This window comes from Ekhidna sp. (assembly GCF_039940915.1).
In the GTDB taxonomy this organism is placed as follows: Bacteria; Bacteroidota; Bacteroidia; order Cytophagales; family Cyclobacteriaceae; genus Ekhidna.
In genome coordinates this window covers 173,466-189,394 of the sequence record NZ_JBDVFO010000001.1, presented here as the reverse complement: position 1 = coordinate 189,394, position 15,929 = coordinate 173,466, and the positions used below count along the sequence as shown (strand labels likewise).

Annotated in this window: 19 protein-coding genes; 2 read left to right on the top strand and 17 right to left on the bottom strand. The window is 39.4% G+C overall.

The window, feature by feature from the left end; genetic code table 11:
- Nucleotides 1-20: 20 nt before the first annotated feature.
- The 8 genes from ABJF57_RS00890 to ABJF57_RS00855 form a co-directional block, all read right to left on the bottom strand.
- Nucleotides 21-695 carry a ZIP family metal transporter gene (locus ABJF57_RS00890; RefSeq protein WP_462235390.1) on the bottom strand — a complete coding sequence of 225 codons (675 nt, stop codon included), beginning with the start codon at nt 693-695 and terminating at the stop codon, nt 21-23.
- Nucleotides 696-871: 176 nt separating this feature from the next.
- On the bottom strand, nt 872-1,951 hold the full coding sequence (locus ABJF57_RS00885; protein ID WP_462235392.1) for a zinc-dependent alcohol dehydrogenase: 1,080 nt from the start codon (nt 1,949-1,951) through the stop codon (nt 872-874).
- Between the two features lie 134 nt (nt 1,952-2,085).
- On the bottom strand, nt 2,086-2,661 hold the full coding sequence (locus ABJF57_RS00880) for a Crp/Fnr family transcriptional regulator (RefSeq protein WP_462235394.1): 576 nt from the start codon (nt 2,659-2,661) through the stop codon (nt 2,086-2,088).
- Between the two features lie 214 nt (nt 2,662-2,875).
- Nucleotides 2,876-3,508 (bottom strand): NAD(P)H-binding protein, encoded by a 633-nt coding sequence (locus ABJF57_RS00875; RefSeq protein ID WP_462235396.1) that lies wholly within the window; start codon nt 3,506-3,508, stop codon nt 2,876-2,878.
- A gap of 8 nt (nt 3,509-3,516) precedes the next feature.
- On the bottom strand, nt 3,517-3,966 hold the full coding sequence (locus ABJF57_RS00870) for a nuclear transport factor 2 family protein (RefSeq protein ID WP_462235398.1): 450 nt from the start codon (nt 3,964-3,966) through the stop codon (nt 3,517-3,519).
- A 33-nt stretch (nt 3,967-3,999) separates the two neighbouring features.
- Nucleotides 4,000-4,389, bottom strand: a complete 390-nt coding sequence (locus ABJF57_RS00865) for a nuclear transport factor 2 family protein (RefSeq protein ID WP_462235399.1) — start codon at nt 4,387-4,389, stop codon at nt 4,000-4,002.
- Between the two features lie 46 nt (nt 4,390-4,435).
- Entirely contained in the window at nt 4,436-5,014 is a 579-nt protein-coding gene (locus ABJF57_RS00860; RefSeq protein ID WP_462235401.1) for a TetR/AcrR family transcriptional regulator, read from the bottom strand.
- 274 nt (nt 5,015-5,288) lie between these two features.
- Nucleotides 5,289-6,737, bottom strand: coding sequence for a PAS domain-containing sensor histidine kinase (locus ABJF57_RS00855; RefSeq protein WP_462235402.1), 1,449 nt, complete (start codon nt 6,735-6,737; stop codon nt 5,289-5,291).
- A 196-nt stretch (nt 6,738-6,933) separates the two neighbouring features.
- Between ABJF57_RS00855 and ABJF57_RS00850 the strand changes: the two genes are divergently transcribed.
- Both ABJF57_RS00850 and ABJF57_RS00845 read left to right on the top strand, forming a co-directional pair.
- Nucleotides 6,934-7,323 (top strand): hypothetical protein, encoded by a 390-nt coding sequence (locus ABJF57_RS00850; protein WP_462235404.1) that lies wholly within the window; start codon nt 6,934-6,936, stop codon nt 7,321-7,323.
- 2 nt (nt 7,324-7,325) lie between these two features.
- Nucleotides 7,326-7,757: a hypothetical protein gene (locus ABJF57_RS00845; RefSeq protein WP_462235406.1), complete on the top strand. Its 432-nt coding sequence runs from the start codon at nt 7,326-7,328 to the stop codon at nt 7,755-7,757.
- Here the strand turns inward: ABJF57_RS00845 and hisIE are convergent.
- The 9 genes from hisIE to ABJF57_RS00800 all read right to left on the bottom strand — a co-directional run bounded on the left by hisIE (nt 7,754) and on the right by ABJF57_RS00800 (nt 15,881).
- Entirely contained in the window at nt 7,754-8,356 is a 603-nt protein-coding gene (hisIE, locus tag ABJF57_RS00840) for a bifunctional phosphoribosyl-AMP cyclohydrolase/phosphoribosyl-ATP diphosphatase HisIE (RefSeq protein WP_462235408.1), read from the bottom strand. The genes ABJF57_RS00845 and hisIE overlap by 4 nt on opposite strands.
- A 3-nt stretch (nt 8,357-8,359) precedes the next feature.
- Complete coding sequence (gene hisF / locus ABJF57_RS00835; protein ID WP_462235410.1) at nt 8,360-9,115, bottom strand: imidazole glycerol phosphate synthase subunit HisF; 756 nt, start codon at nt 9,113-9,115, stop codon at nt 8,360-8,362.
- Entirely contained in the window at nt 9,108-9,827 is a 720-nt protein-coding gene (hisA, locus tag ABJF57_RS00830; protein ID WP_462235412.1) for a 1-(5-phosphoribosyl)-5-[(5-phosphoribosylamino)methylideneamino]imidazole-4-carboxamide isomerase, read from the bottom strand. Before hisA ends, hisF begins: the two co-directional genes overlap by 8 nt.
- An 11-nt stretch (nt 9,828-9,838) precedes the next feature.
- Nucleotides 9,839-10,204 (bottom strand): four helix bundle protein, encoded by a 366-nt coding sequence (locus ABJF57_RS00825; RefSeq protein ID WP_462235414.1) that lies wholly within the window; start codon nt 10,202-10,204, stop codon nt 9,839-9,841.
- 31 nt (nt 10,205-10,235) lie between these two features.
- Nucleotides 10,236-10,814: an imidazole glycerol phosphate synthase subunit HisH gene (gene hisH / locus ABJF57_RS00820; protein WP_462235416.1), complete on the bottom strand. Its 579-nt coding sequence runs from the start codon at nt 10,812-10,814 to the stop codon at nt 10,236-10,238.
- A 44-nt stretch (nt 10,815-10,858) separates the two neighbouring features.
- Nucleotides 10,859-12,466: a histidinol-phosphate transaminase gene (gene hisC / locus ABJF57_RS00815; RefSeq protein ID WP_462235417.1), complete on the bottom strand. Its 1,608-nt coding sequence runs from the start codon at nt 12,464-12,466 to the stop codon at nt 10,859-10,861.
- A complete protein-coding gene (hisD, locus tag ABJF57_RS00810; protein ID WP_462235419.1) occupies nt 12,459-14,132 on the bottom strand; it encodes a histidinol dehydrogenase in 1,674 nt (557 codons plus the stop codon). Before hisD ends, hisC begins: the two co-directional genes overlap by 8 nt.
- 2 nt (nt 14,133-14,134) lie before the next feature.
- Nucleotides 14,135-14,992 carry an ATP phosphoribosyltransferase gene (gene hisG / locus ABJF57_RS00805; protein WP_462235421.1) on the bottom strand — a complete coding sequence of 286 codons (858 nt, stop codon included), beginning with the start codon at nt 14,990-14,992 and terminating at the stop codon, nt 14,135-14,137.
- A 289-nt stretch (nt 14,993-15,281) separates the two neighbouring features.
- The gene (locus ABJF57_RS00800) at nt 15,282-15,881 is read right to left on the bottom strand and encodes a superoxide dismutase (protein ID WP_462235423.1); all 600 of its coding nucleotides are present in this window, start codon (nt 15,879-15,881) and stop codon (nt 15,282-15,284) included.
- Between the last annotated feature and the right edge of the window lie 48 nt (nt 15,882-15,929).

Below are 15,929 nucleotides of genomic sequence, written 5' to 3'. Positions count from 1 at the left end.
TTTCTTTCCTTTTGAAAAAATCAGATAAAATGAGCCATTGAAATACCTAAACATATCATTATCAGCTTGGATAAATTAAAGGTATGACCTTCACCAGTTTCAAATAGAATGGTAGTAGCAATATGCAAAAAGATACCAATCACTATAGCATTTACAATGTCTATATATTCAGTAGCTAGGGCCGTATTGTTAGAGATGTAAGTGCCTAAAGGGGTCATTGCGGCGAATACTACTAGGAAACCAATGATTTGAATTTTACTATAGCTGGATTGAAATAGAAATGTAGTTATTAAAGCTGCAATTGGAATTTTATGAATCAATACACCATACACCATATCATTGTGTTGGTGAATAGGAAACCCTTCTAAAAAGCTATGTATACATAGACTTATAAATAATGTCCATTGAAACGCTTTACCTTCTTTAGGTATATGGTCATGGCCATGCTCTACACCCTTAGAGAAAAGTTCTAAAACAACTTGTAACAAGATGCCGCACATGATAAAAAGACCGGTTTGCTTGGCATCTAAATGATGATACACTTCTGGTAATAAATCAAAAAGAGCCAACGCCAATAGAAAGGCTCCACTAAATGATAATAGAAGTTTAGTACCAATAGATTTTTGATTTTTAGTGAAAAAGGCAATGGTAACACCGCCAACAATGGCAATAACGGGGAGTAAGTATTTAATCATATGATATTATTTAGTAATCAAAGAAGAGCTTATGCGTTTACCCTAAACAACTGTTTTGTTCTATCTTTTTAAGTATTCTTGTCAGAAGTATTGATTTTATGAGATAGGAAATGTGTCAAAAAAAGGTTCTGATACCCCTTTTTCGACACATCGATTTTAAAACTCTGGGAAAAGTATTAAGGACGCAATGCCACTTTTAGCGTTCCTGATGTACGATCGCGCATCAAATCATACCCTTTTTCTGCTTCTGATAGTGGTAAAATATCAGTGAAAATCACACTAGGATCTATAACACCTCTTTCTACGATCGGCAATAATTTTTTCATATAAGCGGCCACATTTACTACACCCGTATGAATAGTTATATTTCTAAACAACGCGGATGAATAAGGCTGATCAACAGGTTCATAAAGGTGACCAAACCCAAGCACACTTATCGAAGCACCAGCCTGAGTCATTCCCATACCTTGATCAATCGCTGCTTTATTACCAACAGAATCAATAACAGAATTTGCACCTCGTCCCTCTGTAAGCGACTTTACAAATTCTACTGGATCTTCGTTTTTTGAATTCACTACATGCGTTGCGCCAATAGTTTTTGCTAATTCTAATCGACTATCGTGACGTCCAACAAGAATAATAGTAGATGGACCAAACAATGTTGCGGCCATTACAGCGCTCAGACCTACTGCGCCATCACCAATAACCGCTACAGTTTCTCCTGTCTTGATATTGGCATTTAATGCTCCGTGATAACCGGTTGCGAAATTATCTCCCAATGGAAGAACTTTTGTGTCGTGCTCATCTCCGGTCAAACCTTCTGGAAGCTTAAATAGTGAAGTATTACCATAAGGAACACGTATAAACTCTGCCTGTCCTCCCTGGATATCATCACCTCCATGCTCCGCAAAAAGGGGTGTTCCAAATAAACCTCCATGTTCACATGCTGAAGGTAAATCACGTTTACAATAGTAACATTCTCCGTCAACGAACATAGCTGAAGCTACGACACGGTCTCCGACTTTTAATGAATGAATGTCTTTGCCTACTTGGTCTACGACACCAACAAATTCATGACCTATTCGCATCCCTTCGAACAAACCCATTTCAGGTCCGTTTTGGGTAAATTCTAGATCCGCTCCGCAAACACCTGCAAGGGTGATACGGACAATTACATCATCATCTTTTAATAGTTGTGGCTTTGGTATGTCCACAACCTCAATTTTTGATCGTTCCTTATAAACAACTGCTTTCATATACTTTAAATTTTAAAATGTATCAATATTGACATTACAAAATTGAGTAGTATATGAGGGGATTAAAATGACGTGTGTTAAGAAAAGAGCTTGACCTCTATCAAGGGGAAAAATTGATCTAAATCAATTTTTACTTATGGTCGTGAACGGATTCTGCTCAGTGATTCTGGGGAAATTCCTAAATAGGATGCGAGGACATACTGCGGCACTCTATTTGCGATTTGAGGATATTTATTAACGTACTCCCAATATCGCTCTTCTGAGGTTTTACTGATGTTGGAAATGGTTCTTTTAAGTGAATAGGACAAAGCTCGTTCTGAGTACAACCTAAAATATTGACATAAGGGATGTATGCGAGCACAAAGCTCTTCAACATCATCGTATCTCATTTGTAGGATTAGGGAGTCCTCAAGAGCTTCAGCAAAATATTCAGCAGGAGATCTATTTAAATAACTGTAAAAATCTGTGAAGTACCAATCTTCGATTCCAATACTTACTGTATGCTCTTTTCCAAGCTCATCTAAATAAAAAACCCTGACTGCACCCTCCACAATATAGTTTCGATAGTCAGATATAAACCCTGGTTGAATAACAAATTGCCTTTTTTTTATTCTAGTGGTTTTTAATTTTGAAATAAACTGTTCTATTTCATCATCTGATAGCTTAACATATCTGGCTATGTTATCCAGTATTCCTTTGTATTTATCCATCGGCTTGTTTGTACTCTTGTAAGTAACACTAATGCATAAGAACAAAAAATTCCAATAATCCCAACATATTATTCCCTGACCTAATAGTTTTTTTGGCCTGTCTAACTTAATGCTTTTTAAACATCAAGTAAAGACAATTAATGCTGAGATCAAATGATATCAGATTTATAGCAATCAGAGGGATGTTGAAATAACTGGAGGAAAACCGGATTTTTTATAAAAATGAAATGGCCTCTTTGATTGGTGTTTCTCCGTCGTGGATTGGAATCACTTTTTGAAATGTTGATTCTTTATCCAGCAATTCCATTAGCGTTTCGGCTACATCTTCAATAGCATTATCACCGAGATCACTCACATTTACACTGATCTTGCCTGTGGCTTTCACTTCTTTCAAATGCCCAGGTTGCAAGATTGTGTAGTCCAATTCGGTATTTTCCATTAGCCACTGATCAGCATAGAATTTGGCAAGGTAATAGTCTCTCAAATTCGGAATTTCGTTCCACTTTTCGGGTGCAAGGGAAAAAATGGTACTTAGCATGATGTATCGTTTGATTCCTAGCTCTTCAGCAACTCTCATCGTTTTAATAGCTCCATCAAGATCTACTTGAAGAAGATTTTTACCGCGAGAACCAGACACAAAATAAATAGCCTCAATATCATTTGGAATTTCATTCTTGATTTCTTCCAGACTTCTTAAGAGATCCAAATTGATTTGGCTGTAGTTTGAGGATTCAAATAATCTGTCTCCATGTCTTGAAGTCCCCACCACCGTATGATTCTCTTGAAGTAGTTTTTGAGTCAAAAAAAGGCCAACTCTTCCAGTTGACCCTATTACTAATATTTTCATTTGATATCTTAATTGTTTGAATGAGAATCATATGTCTTGCCACTGATCTTCCATTGCCCATCCTTCTTGTATAGCACGAAGAAGTCAGTAAATCTCAGTCCAGCCCAATCGATAAACTCTACCTTAGCGGCAGCAGCAGGCCCGGAGATATCGATCCACGCGATATGATGTTGGATGTTTTCTGATTTTCCCGTTTTGTTGATTTCAGCGGCAAATTCATCTGCTGTTAAAGCTGAAAATTGTCCACCTATGGATCCTACAATATCAGCATGATCATAAAAAGCTGTCCTACTCAGTTTTCCATCTCCGCTTTTTGCGCTTTCTATATACGGTTTCAGAGCGGCCGCCACTTGCTGATATTCGCTAAAGCTTTGAGTTTCGTCCTGTTTTGTCTTAGCCTGCTGTGCAGAAGCACTAAGGGCTAATGCCAGTGCTAGGATTGTGTAAATAAATTTCATGTGTCTTTTGTTTTTTTGTTTTTAAATTTTATTTCAGTTCTGTGAATGAGAATCATAGGTTTTTCCACTGATTTTCCATTGCCCATCCTTTTTATACAGCACAAAGAAGTCAGTGAATCGAAATCCTTTCCAATCAAGAAATTCTACTTTTGCCGCTGCTGCCGGTCCCGAAATGTCTATCCAGGCAACATGATGTTGAATGTTTGGCGCTTCGCCTAAAGAAGTAACTGCATCACTAAATTCATCAGCTGTATTGTTTTCAAATTCGCCGGCTATAGAGCCTACAATGTGTGCATGATCAAAAAATGCAGTTCTACTTAGTTTTCCATCCCCTTTTCGTGCACCATTTATATAAGGTGCCAGCGCTTTTAGTACTTCCTGGTAATCGCTGAAGCTTTCTGCTTCTGTTGTTTGAGTTATCATAGTTTTTGTTATATTAGAACGTTCGTATATTAATTTAATAAAAATTTTATTTCACTATTGCCATCATCATGGAAGCCTTAAATACCTGATATGGTTTAATACTTCTCATGGATTTAACGCGAGCTAGCGTCCCTTGTCTACTGCTCAAAAAGAAAATAGCCATATGCAAAGGATCAACTTCTTTTTTGAAGTAACCTGCATTTTGTCCTTCAATTAGATAACGCTCGATCACGTCCTGCCATGCTTTCAGTTTAGACTCTACTAATACCCTAATTTCTTCCATTTCCCCAGCCACTTCGCTACTTAAGTCACCTAGTATACAGCCTTCTTTGAAATCATTTGCTTTCACACGTTCCATCTCGTCATCGAAAATAAACTCCAAACGCTCAGCGTATGGAAGATCACTATGGAGTAGTCTGGTCCTGAAAAATTCTTCCACCATGTCCGCATAATATTCAGCTGCTTTCAAGGCAAAATCTTCCTTACTTTTAAAATAATAATAAAATGATCCACTGGGAATGTCGGCACTCTCCAGTAGTTCTCTCAGTCCAAGGTTATGATACCCCTTCCTGCAGATGGTCTTTATTCCAATTTCAAGGACTCGGTGTATATTTTCTTCTTTCATAAATTAGAACGTTCGTATAGTACGGTGTAAAGAAGATAAAAGTTCACGAACTTTTCAATTTTTTAATGACTATTATAATATTTCAGAGATATTCAAAACCAAAACTGTGCAGAGAGATGTGTATAAACAATAATCCTGATTTTGTGAGGCAGCTCAATTTTCCATCTTTGATTGGTTTTTGACCATACAAACATATCATGTGGAATGCGTGATTTTGTTGGAATTGAAGAATTAGTTAGTTGCTTCTTAACTTAAAACATTGTGGTTGTAGCGTTTAGTTTTTCAGGTAAATGCTGACTGACGTGCCTACATCCAAGGTGCTCTCCACTTCGATCTTACCGCCCATGGACTCGATTTGATTTTTTGTGATGTACAGCCCAAATCCCCTGGAATCGTCATTCGTGTGAAAGGTCTCATACATTCCGAATAGCTTCTTTCTGTGCTTGCATAGATCAATGCCTATGCCATTGTCGGATACCGTAATTAGGGTGCATTCTTCATCGATTCTGGCTCGAATCTCGATGAAAGAATCCCGTTCATTGGATCGGTATTTGATCGAGTTACTAACAATGTTCAGAAGAATACTGTCCAGATAGGCAGGTATGACTTTTACTTGAAGATCCTTAGGAATATCAATTTTTACAGCAATTTTACTCGCTATGATATTTCCGCTCAATATCTTAAATGTATTGTCTACTTCTTCCCTTAAGTTTCTAAGCTCCTTTGGCTTATTCGAGTTTTGTATCGTGATGATTTCGTTCAGGTTTCGAATGGTTTCTTCCAATTTCATGGTGCTTGTCTTGATCATGTCAAAGAATCGTTCTTTGGCATCAGGACTAGCTTCGTCTTCCATGAATTGGACAAGTGCAGTTAGATTGGAGCTATGAGACCTTATGTTATGAGAAATTATGTGCGCAAAATTCTGAAGTTTTTTATTTTGACTTTCCATTACTGAAAGCAGCTCTTCAAGTTCATTCTTCTTTTCTAATTTGCTGGTCACGTCCCGCAATATGCCGTGATGAAAAAGGATGTTACCTTTTTCATCACGTTCGTAATAGCTATGATCCTCGACCCAAATCGCAGAGCCATCTTTTCTTTTCAGCGGATACTGATCTTCTTCATGAGCTGCCATTATTCTGCGATCTTCGATCTTAAAATAGAGCTCTGTTTTGATGTCTATGGCTAGCAATTCTTCTTCAGAATCGTATCCAAGCATCTGTACAAGTGCAGAGTTTACATCTACAAATCTTCCTGCCGGTGTACTTTTATAGATTCCATCCAGCGAATTGTTAAATAGCCTTCGATATTCCCTGCCTTTCTCCAGTGTCTCCTTTTGCGCTTCGATCGATTTAGTTACATCGACCGAATACACTTGGAATAATGCCCCGTCATCGGATGAAATGGCTGAAATATGAGCTTCAGCAGAAAAAAAATCCTGATTTTTCTTCTTTAGCCGTACGCTTGGAATCAAGGTTGCACTTGTTGAATGAGCCGTTTCCGTGGCGTTTTTAAACGACTCAATATCTTCCGGTGCAACCAAGGTGCTGATTGGAGCCTTACCTATAATTTCATCTTTGCTTTCATATCCATAGAGTTCAAGAAAAGCGACATTGACATCTAGTATCCGTTCATAATCATGAATGAAAATCGCATAGGGAGAATGCTCGAAAATCTCCTCAAATTGATTTTTATGAGCAAGAGTGGTTAGTTCTTTGGCGGTCATAAGTTGGTCTAGGTCTACTCTAAATATACCTTTCAATTGCCCGGAAAGCAAATAATGTCTTTTAAAAGAAGTGTTTTAACTATGAAAATTCTGCTTCTTGCTGACATCCTCTGACAAGCAAAAAATCCACCTGTAGTGGTTTTACTTAAAAAAATCGAGGAAGTATTATGATCTATTCATTGAAAAATTAGAAAAAATGATAAATAGACCTTCTTTTTGCATTATGCAAAATGATCCCGAATTAGATCCAAAACAGTTGGGCAGAGTCTCCTCGGATTTTGTGAAAGTAGCTGAGCCTCTCAAAGAAGCTTCCTATGCTATTCGGAAGCAGGAATTTTCCAAGTATCCCATATTCCCTATGTGTCAGATCAATCAGCCAATAGGTCAGGTACTTGTTGAGGCGTTTCAAACTGAGAATAATTGGCATTATTATGCCTCTTTCATAGAGGAGTTTACACAGCGTGGGTTGATTGCAGATGAGAAAATCTTCAAAGATAATTACAAAGATCCTGATGAGTTTTGCTGTTTATTCGTGATAGATGAGCAGTTCACCAATTTTGTATTCGTGCCTTATCCTATAGATTAACAATGAGGTTATTTATATTCATATCATTACTCTCTTCATTTCTTATGGCTTCAAGTCAGACCTATGAAAAAATAGATTTGAGCACTAGTATCAGTATAGATGTTAATGGTGATGGTAGCGATGAAAACATATCCTTTACTAAGGGAGAATGTGCTCAAATTATGATACAAGGAGATTCAGAGTACCTTTTTGGGTGTGGGAGTAAGACGTATTTTGAGTTCCCTAGTCAACTCGAATGGGTTGATTATTGGGGCATTTTCCCAAAACAAAAGACAGAGGAAGGCATTTTAAACTCTAATGGTGATTTAGAAGTAAGATCAATAGTGATGCAGAACGATGGAATTTTTCTGATGAAAGAAGAGGATGGCTTAATAATCATTGGTGTATTAACATTTATGGAGGGCAAACCTTATTGGATTCACCAATACTGCTAACCATTCTTCAAATGCCTCTCCATCAACTTAAGCTCAACATCCTCCAGTTTTAAATCTTGATCTGCCAACAGCACAAGGAAGTGATAAAGCAGATCTGAAGATTCTTCGATTAGCAAATCTTTTTTTCCATCCATTGCTTCCAGAATTACCTCTGTTGCTTCTTCACCTACTTTTTGGGCAATCTTTTTTGTGCCTTTATTGAGAAGCTCAGTCGTGTAGGACTTCTCAGAAGGATTGTTTTTTCGGGATTGAATCACACCTTGAAGCTCGTGTAAAAAGCCCAATGATTCTTTTTCTCCAAAACAGGTGTAGGTTCCCTTGTGACAAGTTTCCCCTTCTGGTAAAACCTTGATGAGGTACGTGTCATTGTCACAGTCTTCTTCGATATCAATGACATTCAGAAAGTTGCCCGAAGTTTCACCCTTTGTCCAAAGTCGTTGCTTGCTGCGACTATAGAAAGTTACCTTGCCCTCAGCTTGGGTTTTGGCAAGTGATTCATCATTCATATAGCCTAGCATCAAAACCTGGTTAGTTTGAGCGTGTTGAATGATGGCGGGTATTAGTTCCAGGTTCTGAGATTCAAGTTTCGAGTTGGTCATAATTTAAAGCCTAATGTCAATATTCTGATTGCTAAGAAATGCTTTGAGTTTTGGTATAGGAATTTCCCCGAAGTGGAAAACACTTGCTGCTAAAGCACCGGTAGCTTCCGTTTGTTCAAACACCTCTTTGAAGTGTTCACTTGATCCTGCTCCTCCGGAAGCGATAACAGGGATGCGCAAGTCAGCAGATAATTTGTTTGTCAAATCAATGGCAAATCCGGCTTTGGTTCCATCATTTTGCATGGAGGTCAATAGGATTTCTCCAGCTCCCAATTCTTCCACTTTTTTGGCCCATTCAAATACGTCCAATTCAGTGGCTTCTCGTCCTCCTTTGATAAATACTTTCCACTCATTGTCAACCAATCCAGCATCGATAGCGACTACAACGAACTGACTCCCAAATTCATCGGCTATCTCTTTTACCAAGGATGGGGTTCTTACGGCTGCAGAGTTGATGCTGACTTTATCAGCACCTGCATTGAGCAAAATATTCACATCCTCAATGGAAGAAATCCCGCCACCCACGGTGAAAGGGATATTGATTTCATGAGCAATCTGCTCCACGAGGGCGGCAAAGGTTTTTCGCCCATCCACTGTGGCGGTGATGTCTAGGAAGACTAGCTCATCGGCTCCTTCCTTTACATATCTCTTCGCAAGCTCAATCGGATCACCCGCGTTTCGAATATCGACAAAGTTGACCCCCTTGACAGTTTGCCCATCCTTGATGTCCAAACATGGTATAATTCTTTTTTTAAGCATTGACTTCAGATAGCTCCTTCAGTGTAATTCTATTCTCATAGATGGCTTTACCAACAATTGCTCCCTCTAACCCATTCTCTTTTAATTTGATAAGATCGTCCATTGAGCTAACCCCGCCACTTGCTATCAGCTTCACCTCGGGAAGTTTCTTGAGTATTGAATCATAGAGATCAAATGAAGGCCCCTCCAGCATTCCATCTTTCGAGATGTCAGTTGAGATTACATACTCAATTCCTTTTTCAGCATATGCTGATATGAAAGTGTCTATCTCTTGATCGGTACCTTCCTGCCATCCCGAAACCGCGATTTTTCCATCTAAAGCATCTGCACCAAGAATGATCTTTTCTGACCCGTATGCAGTAATCCATGATGTAAAAAGAATAGGTTCTTTTACAGCTATACTACCGCCTGTAATTTGACTTGCACCACTATCGAAGGCAATGCGTAAATCCTCGTCGGATTTTACTCCACCACCAAAATCAATTTTCAATCCGGTCTTGTTTGCTAGTTTTTCCAAAACCTTCCAATTAACGATGTGCTTCTCTTTGGCACCATCCAGATCGACCAGATGCAAATATTGCAAACCGGCATCTTCAAAGGATTTAGCTACTTCTAGAGGGTCTTCATTGTATATTTTTTTGGTGTTATAATCCCCTTTGGAAAGTCGGACACACTTTCCTTCTATGATGTCAATGGCAGGTATTATTCTCATAAGATCAGAATTTAGGAGTTAGAATTTAGAATGGCTTTCTTATAAGAATAAAGTAGTTTGGAAACCTCATCTACTTGTTCCATAAGAGAATCATTGGCCTTGATAAAATTCAAGTCTTTGACTAGAATTAGAAAGTATTTGGTTTCATCTAGGGTGCCTTCAGAGATATTAAAAAATCTAGCTTTATCATTAGGGGATCTTCGCTTGAATCCTTCAGCAATATTTGCAGCTACAGAAACCGAAGCTCTCCTAATTTGCGAAGTAATACCATAAACCTCCTTTTTAGGAAAATTTTGTGTTATTCTGTATACATCAAGCGTTAGCGCATGAGCTTTTTGCCAAACAATCAATTCTGTAAACGTTTTACTCTTTCCCATTCTAGATTCAATTATTCTAAATTCTGTCTTCTTAAAGATTTAAAAAGTTTTCAATCAATTTCCTTCCACCACTTGCTGATTTTTCTGGATGAAACTGTACTCCATAAAAGTTGTCCTTGTTCATGGCAGAAGTAAATGGCACCAAATACTGAGTTTCGCCCACCGTATCTTCACCCACTTCTACATAATAGCTATGCACGAAGTACATGTTTTCTGAAGACTCAATCCCCTTAAACAAGGGCCCTTTCACAGAAATAAAGTCATTCCATCCCATGTGTGGGACCAGCCCTTTGGGTGGAAATTTTTTCACTTTCTCATCGAAAATTCCAAGACAATCGGTGCCTCGCTCTTCAGAATATGAACACATTAATTGCATGCCAAGGCAAATCCCGAGAAAAGGTTGCTTAAGTGAAATGAGCACCTCATCAAGTTTTCGCTCTCTCAAATAATTCATGGCAGACTTAGCTTCGCCTACACCCGGAAAAATCACTTTTTCAGCGGCTGCTAATTCATCAGGATCATCTGTGAGCTTTGATTCTACACCAATTCGATCCAGTGCATTTTTCAAGGAGCGGATGTTGCCAGCATTGTATTTTACTATTGCGATCAATTTTTCAATTATTAATTCCCAATTCTAAATTCTTAATTCTTAATTTATAAGACTCCTTTAGTTGATGGTAACACGCCACTGTTATCCTTCCTCACTGCCATCTTCACTGCTCTTGCAAAGGCCTTAAAAATGGATTCTACCTTGTGGTGATCATTCTCACCTTCTGCTTTTATGTTCAGATTACATCTTGCTGTGTCTGAAAAGGATTTGAAAAAGTGAGAAACCATTTCCGTGGGGAGTTCACCCAGATGTGTGGCTTTAAAGTCAGCATCCCACTCCAACCAAGGGCGACCACCAAAATCAATGGCTACTTGTGCAAGACAGTCGTCCATGGGCAGCAAAAATCCATAACGTTCGATTCCTTTGCGCTCTTTGAGAGCATCATTAAACGCTGCTCCCAAAGCCAGAGCGGTATCTTCAATGGTGTGATGGGCATCGATGTTAAGATCCCCCTTCACCTGAATATTCAACCCAATAGATCCATGCCTGGCGATTTGATCCAGCATGTGGTCAAAGAATGCTACCCCTGTAGAAATAGAGCTGTTTTTTGGATCGTCCAGGTTTACAACTATTTTGATCTTCGTCTCAGAGGTTGATCGGATGCATTGCCCGATTCTTCCTGTGGGCTGATAAACCTGGTCTCCCAATGCCGTAAGTAACTTTGTGTTTTCTTCGGGGGTGCCAACAGTAATGCGAAGGCATCCTTCCACTAATTTGGATCGATCACGAACGACAATACCTTTAGATAAAAGATTTTGATAGACTTTTTGTGGTTCATCAAATTCAACCAGCAGGAAATTGGCATCTGAAGGATAGACCTTTTGTACCGTAGAAATCGCTTCTAGTGAGGAAATTAACTTTGTTCGTTCGTTGTTAAGAATCTCTACTTGCTTCTTAATCTCTTCGGGTCGTTGCAAGGCATCAATTCCCTGCTTCTGTGTGAGTGAGTTTACATTATATGGTGGTTTAATCTTATTCAAAATGTCTATTACGTCCCTATTGCCAATCCCAGCACCCAATCGCACGCCTGCTAGTCCAATCGCTTTGCTAAAGGTTTGAAGGATGAATAGGTTGGGAACGTTTTTGCCAACGAATGTTTCATCACTGAAATCAACATAAGCTTCATCCACTACCACTAATCCGTTGAAGTTTTCAGCAATGGAAAGAACCGCCTGCTTGTCAATTTTATTTCCTGTGGGGTTGTTTGGGGAGCAAATGAAAATCAATTTCAAATTTGGGTCTGCCAGGTCATTTTTTATGGTAGATGGATCAATTTGAAAATCCTGATTGAGCGGCCTCTGTATCTCCTCTACATTGTTAATTTGGGCACATACAGCATACATGCTAAAGGAGGGAGTGAATGTGAGGATCTTATCTTCTCCGGGTTCGCAAAATGCACGAATCAGTAGGTCAATAAGTTCGTCACTGCCATTTCCAAAAATCAATTGATCTGTACCGACACCTCTGAAAGAGGAAAAAGCCTTTTTCAATTCCGAAAGCGAAGCATCTGGATAACGGTTGAGGCCAAATCCAAATGGGTTTTCATTGGCGTCCAGCGAGACTTCAGCTAAGCCATCAAATTCATTTCTGGCGCTACTATAGGGCTTCATCGCCAATACATTTGGTCTTGTTATTTTATTAATATCAAACATTTTTTTCGTCTTTACTTCCCCCTTTGGAGGGGGTTGGGGGGAGGTTTTTAATTTCTTCTAAAAGATAATTTTTGACTCTGTCAATATTGCTAAGTATTGCATCATCAGGAATTCTAATAATTGTAAAACCCAAGTTTTCTAATGCCTTTTGGCGTATTTCATCTTTCGTGGCAACATCTTCATAAGAATGCGTTATTCCGTCTACTTCAATAATTAACTTCAGTGGAAGGGATACAAAGTCCACAATGTAATTATCAATTGGCCTTTGTCTTTTAAACGGGTACCCTAGTCCGCTAGCTCTTAAAACGTATTTCCAGAGGGTTGCTTCCCCCTCCAAAGGGGGAGTTGAAGGCGTATTATTTCCCCTCTTCGAGGGGGGCTGGGGGAGGTTAGAATTAATCTTTTCTAACCTTAAACTCACTGCATTTTTATGACCTTGCAATTGCTCAGCTTCAGCCATTTTTTCTATGTGAGGGCCAAGCTGCTGAATGCCATTTTTCGTTAGTTTTTGGAAGGTGATTTTTTTCACAAAACTGTCCAAAGAAACGCCGCTATAGTTCCGTGCATAGCCATTGGTTGGTAGCGTATGGTTGGTGCCACTAGCATAATCTCCTGCACTTTCACAACTCCAGTTGCCAAGAAATACACTTCCAGCAATCGTAACTTTTTCAGCCAAAATCTCTGCATCTTCAGTAGCGATAATCAGGTGCTCAGGCGCATACTCGTTGCTGAAGTTGACTGCATCATCAAGGCTGCTTACCAGAATTGATTGGCTGTTGATCAAAGCCTTCTTAGCAATTTTTACTCTTGGTAATTTCTCCACTTGGTTCTTCACCTCAACTGCTACCTCAGAAATAAGCTTTTCAGAGTTGCTTACTAATATTACCTGACTGTCTCCTCCATGTTCTGCTTGAGAGAGCAAATCTGCTGCGACAAATGCCGGATAAGCAGTATCATCGGCAATAACCAATACCTCACTTGGCCCTGCTGGCATGTCAATGGCTACTCCAAAGTTTTGGGCCATTTGCTTCGCAGCGGTAACGTACTGGTTTCCAGGTCCAAAAATCTTATCCACTTTTGGGATGGATTCAGTTCCAAAAGTCATGGCTGCTATGGCTTGCGCACCTCCGGTCAGAAAGATTTTATCTATTCCCAACAACTTACAAGTCCATCCAATCACCTTGTTCAACTCACCTGATTTGGTAGGAGGGGTGCACACAACGATCTCTTTGCAGCCAGCAATTTTTGCAGGAATTGCCAACATTAGAAGAGTTGAAAAAAGCGGAGCAGAGCCTCCCGGTATGTATAGCCCTACTTTTTGTATACCCACACTCTTCCGCCAGCAATTCACCCCAGGCATGGTCTCGATGATGTGCTTTTCTTCCTTTTGAGCAAAATGAAAGTCTTCAATGTTGGATTTAGCAATGATAATGGCTTCTGCAAGTGATGGATCAATCTCATATTTCTGATTAGATAAATCAGCAACCAAATCATCCATTTCGACACCATCGAATTGCTTGTTGTATCGAAGCAGTGCTTTGTCCCCTTTAGCTCTTACGCTATCCATTATAGGTTCAACCCGTTCCTCCATTTCTGAAAGATCGAAGGTCGGTCGTTGACACAATTCCGGCCAATCTAATTTGCTGGGATACTTATAATTTTTCACAACTAAACAATCATTTTTTCAATTGGACATACGAGGATTCCTTCTGCACCTTTCTCCTTTAGTTGATCAATGACTTCCCAGAAATCATCTTCTTTAATCACGCTATGAACACTGCTCCATCCTTCATCCGCAAGCGGAAGAACAGTGGGACTTCTCATCCCAGGTAAAAGTTCGATGATAGAGCTGAGATTTTTATTGGGAGCATTTAGCAAAATATACTTATTCTGCTTAGCAGCTTTTGCCGCCTCTATCCTAAAAAGTAGCTTGTCCAGAATCTGTTTCTTTTCTGAAGATAGCATCGTATTGGCTACCAATAAAGCTTCACTTTTGAGTGCGACTTCCACCTCTTTCAATCCGTTAGCTAATAAGGTACTTCCCGTACTCACAATGTCGAAGACGGCCTCTGCGAGACCAATTCCTGGTGCTATTTCTACACTACCACTGATTACTTCCACTGTAGCGTCAATAGAATTGGCTTCCAGAAAGTTCTTCAGGATTACTGGGTAGCTAGTGGCTATGCGCTTACCAGAAAACCATTCCAACCCTGCATAGTCTTCTTCTCGTTTTATTGCAAGCGATAGACGACATTTTGAAAACCCGGTACGATTGATTACTTCTACTGCTTGTTGTTTTTCCAGGTATTCGTTTTCACCAACAATCCCGATATCGGCAACTCCTTCCGCTACATATTGAGGGATATCATCATCCCGCAGGTAGAAGACTTCCAATGGAAAATTTGAAGCGGTAGACATGAGTTTGCCGCCGTTATTTATTTTGATACCGCACTCCTTCAGCAAGCCCATACTTTTTTCATTCAGGCGTCCGCTTTTCTGTACAGCTATTTTTATTACTTGACCCATTTATTTGATCGTTTTTTGCTTTTCACTAACCTCCCCAAGTGGAGGTTGTTTTGATTAATTTGTTTTGGCTTCTCGTTCATTTTTAAAATGCTAACTCTGCTCAATAATTTCTTGTCACGTAGTGACAAAAAAAAGGCCTGTCGGTAATCCGACAGGCCTTGGTATATTTTGATATACTACAGCATCATCTTCCTACCTCTTCCGAGTGAAGTTGTAATGATGTATATGATGATGTAGTGTACTTGTTCTCATTTCTGGTTGCAAATATATACCGAAAATTTAATTGACATTATCCAGCGTATTTTTCGCTCACAGCATTCCAGTCCACTACATTAAAAAATGCATTGATGTAATCAGGTCTTCTGTTTTGGTAATTCAAATAGTATGCGTGTTCCCACACATCCAGTCCTAGAATGGGTGTTCCTGAGCATCCTGCTTCAGGCATCAATGGATTATCCTGGTTTGGTGTAGAGCATACGGAAACAGATCCGTCGCTATTCTTGCAGAGCCAAGCCCATCCACTGCCAAACCGAGTTGCCGCAGCGTTGCTAAATTCTTCTTTGAACTTCTCGAAAGAACCAAAAGCGCTATTGATTGCATCAGCAAGAGCACCTGATGGCTCCCCACCACCATTTGGACTCATCACTGACCAAAACAGTGTGTGATTGAAGTGACCACCGCCATTATTTCGTACTGCACCATTATCAGAATGATTCTTGCAAAGATCTTCTATGGATTTTCCATCCATGTCCGTACCATCTATTGCTGCATTGACTTTGGAAACATATGCAGCATGATGCTTGCCATGATGAATTTCCATGGTTTTAGCATCTATATGTGGTTCCAATGCGTCGTGTGCATAGGGTAGGTTCGGTAATTCAAAAGCCATAATTATGTGATTTTAATAGTTCCTAATAAATGATTTGTGAAGATAACA

Excerpts from the sequence above, each read along its gene's own strand:
- ABJF57_RS00890 (WP_462235390.1), bottom strand. The coding sequence starts at position 695 with ATGATTAAATACTTACTCCCCGTTATTGCCATTGTTGGCGGTGTTACC.
- ABJF57_RS00800 (WP_462235423.1), bottom strand. The coding sequence starts at position 15,881 with ATGGCTTTTGAATTACCGAACCTACCCTATGCACACGACGCATTGGAA.
- ABJF57_RS00860 (WP_462235401.1), bottom strand. The coding sequence starts at position 5,014 with ATGAAAGAAGAAAATATACACCGAGTCCTTGAAATTGGAATAAAGACC.
- ABJF57_RS00825 (WP_462235414.1), bottom strand. The coding sequence starts at position 10,204 with ATGGGAAAGAGTAAAACGTTTACAGAATTGATTGTTTGGCAAAAAGCT.
- ABJF57_RS00855 (WP_462235402.1), bottom strand. The coding sequence starts at position 6,737 with ATGACCGCCAAAGAACTAACCACTCTTGCTCATAAAAATCAATTTGAG.
- ABJF57_RS00865 (WP_462235399.1), bottom strand. The coding sequence starts at position 4,389 with ATGATAACTCAAACAACAGAAGCAGAAAGCTTCAGCGATTACCAGGAA.
- ABJF57_RS00870 (WP_462235398.1), bottom strand. The coding sequence starts at position 3,966 with ATGAAATTTATTTACACAATCCTAGCACTGGCATTAGCCCTTAGTGCT.
- ABJF57_RS00845 (WP_462235406.1), top strand. The coding sequence starts at position 7,326 with ATGAGGTTATTTATATTCATATCATTACTCTCTTCATTTCTTATGGCT.
- hisIE (WP_462235408.1), bottom strand. The coding sequence starts at position 8,356 with ATGACCAACTCGAAACTTGAATCTCAGAACCTGGAACTAATACCCGCC.
- hisF (WP_462235410.1), bottom strand. The coding sequence starts at position 9,115 with ATGCTTAAAAAAAGAATTATACCATGTTTGGACATCAAGGATGGGCAA.
- ABJF57_RS00850 (WP_462235404.1), top strand. The coding sequence starts at position 6,934 with ATGATAAATAGACCTTCTTTTTGCATTATGCAAAATGATCCCGAATTA.
- hisA (WP_462235412.1), bottom strand. The coding sequence starts at position 9,827 with ATGAGAATAATACCTGCCATTGACATCATAGAAGGAAAGTGTGTCCGA.
- hisG (WP_462235421.1), bottom strand. The coding sequence starts at position 14,992 with ATGGGTCAAGTAATAAAAATAGCTGTACAGAAAAGCGGACGCCTGAAT.
- ABJF57_RS00880 (WP_462235394.1), bottom strand. The coding sequence starts at position 2,661 with ATGGATAAATACAAAGGAATACTGGATAACATAGCCAGATATGTTAAG.
- ABJF57_RS00885 (WP_462235392.1), bottom strand. The coding sequence starts at position 1,951 with ATGAAAGCAGTTGTTTATAAGGAACGATCAAAAATTGAGGTTGTGGAC.
- ABJF57_RS00875 (WP_462235396.1), bottom strand. The coding sequence starts at position 3,508 with ATGAAAATATTAGTAATAGGGTCAACTGGAAGAGTTGGCCTTTTTTTG.
- hisC (WP_462235417.1), bottom strand. The coding sequence starts at position 12,466 with ATGTTTGATATTAATAAAATAACAAGACCAAATGTATTGGCGATGAAG.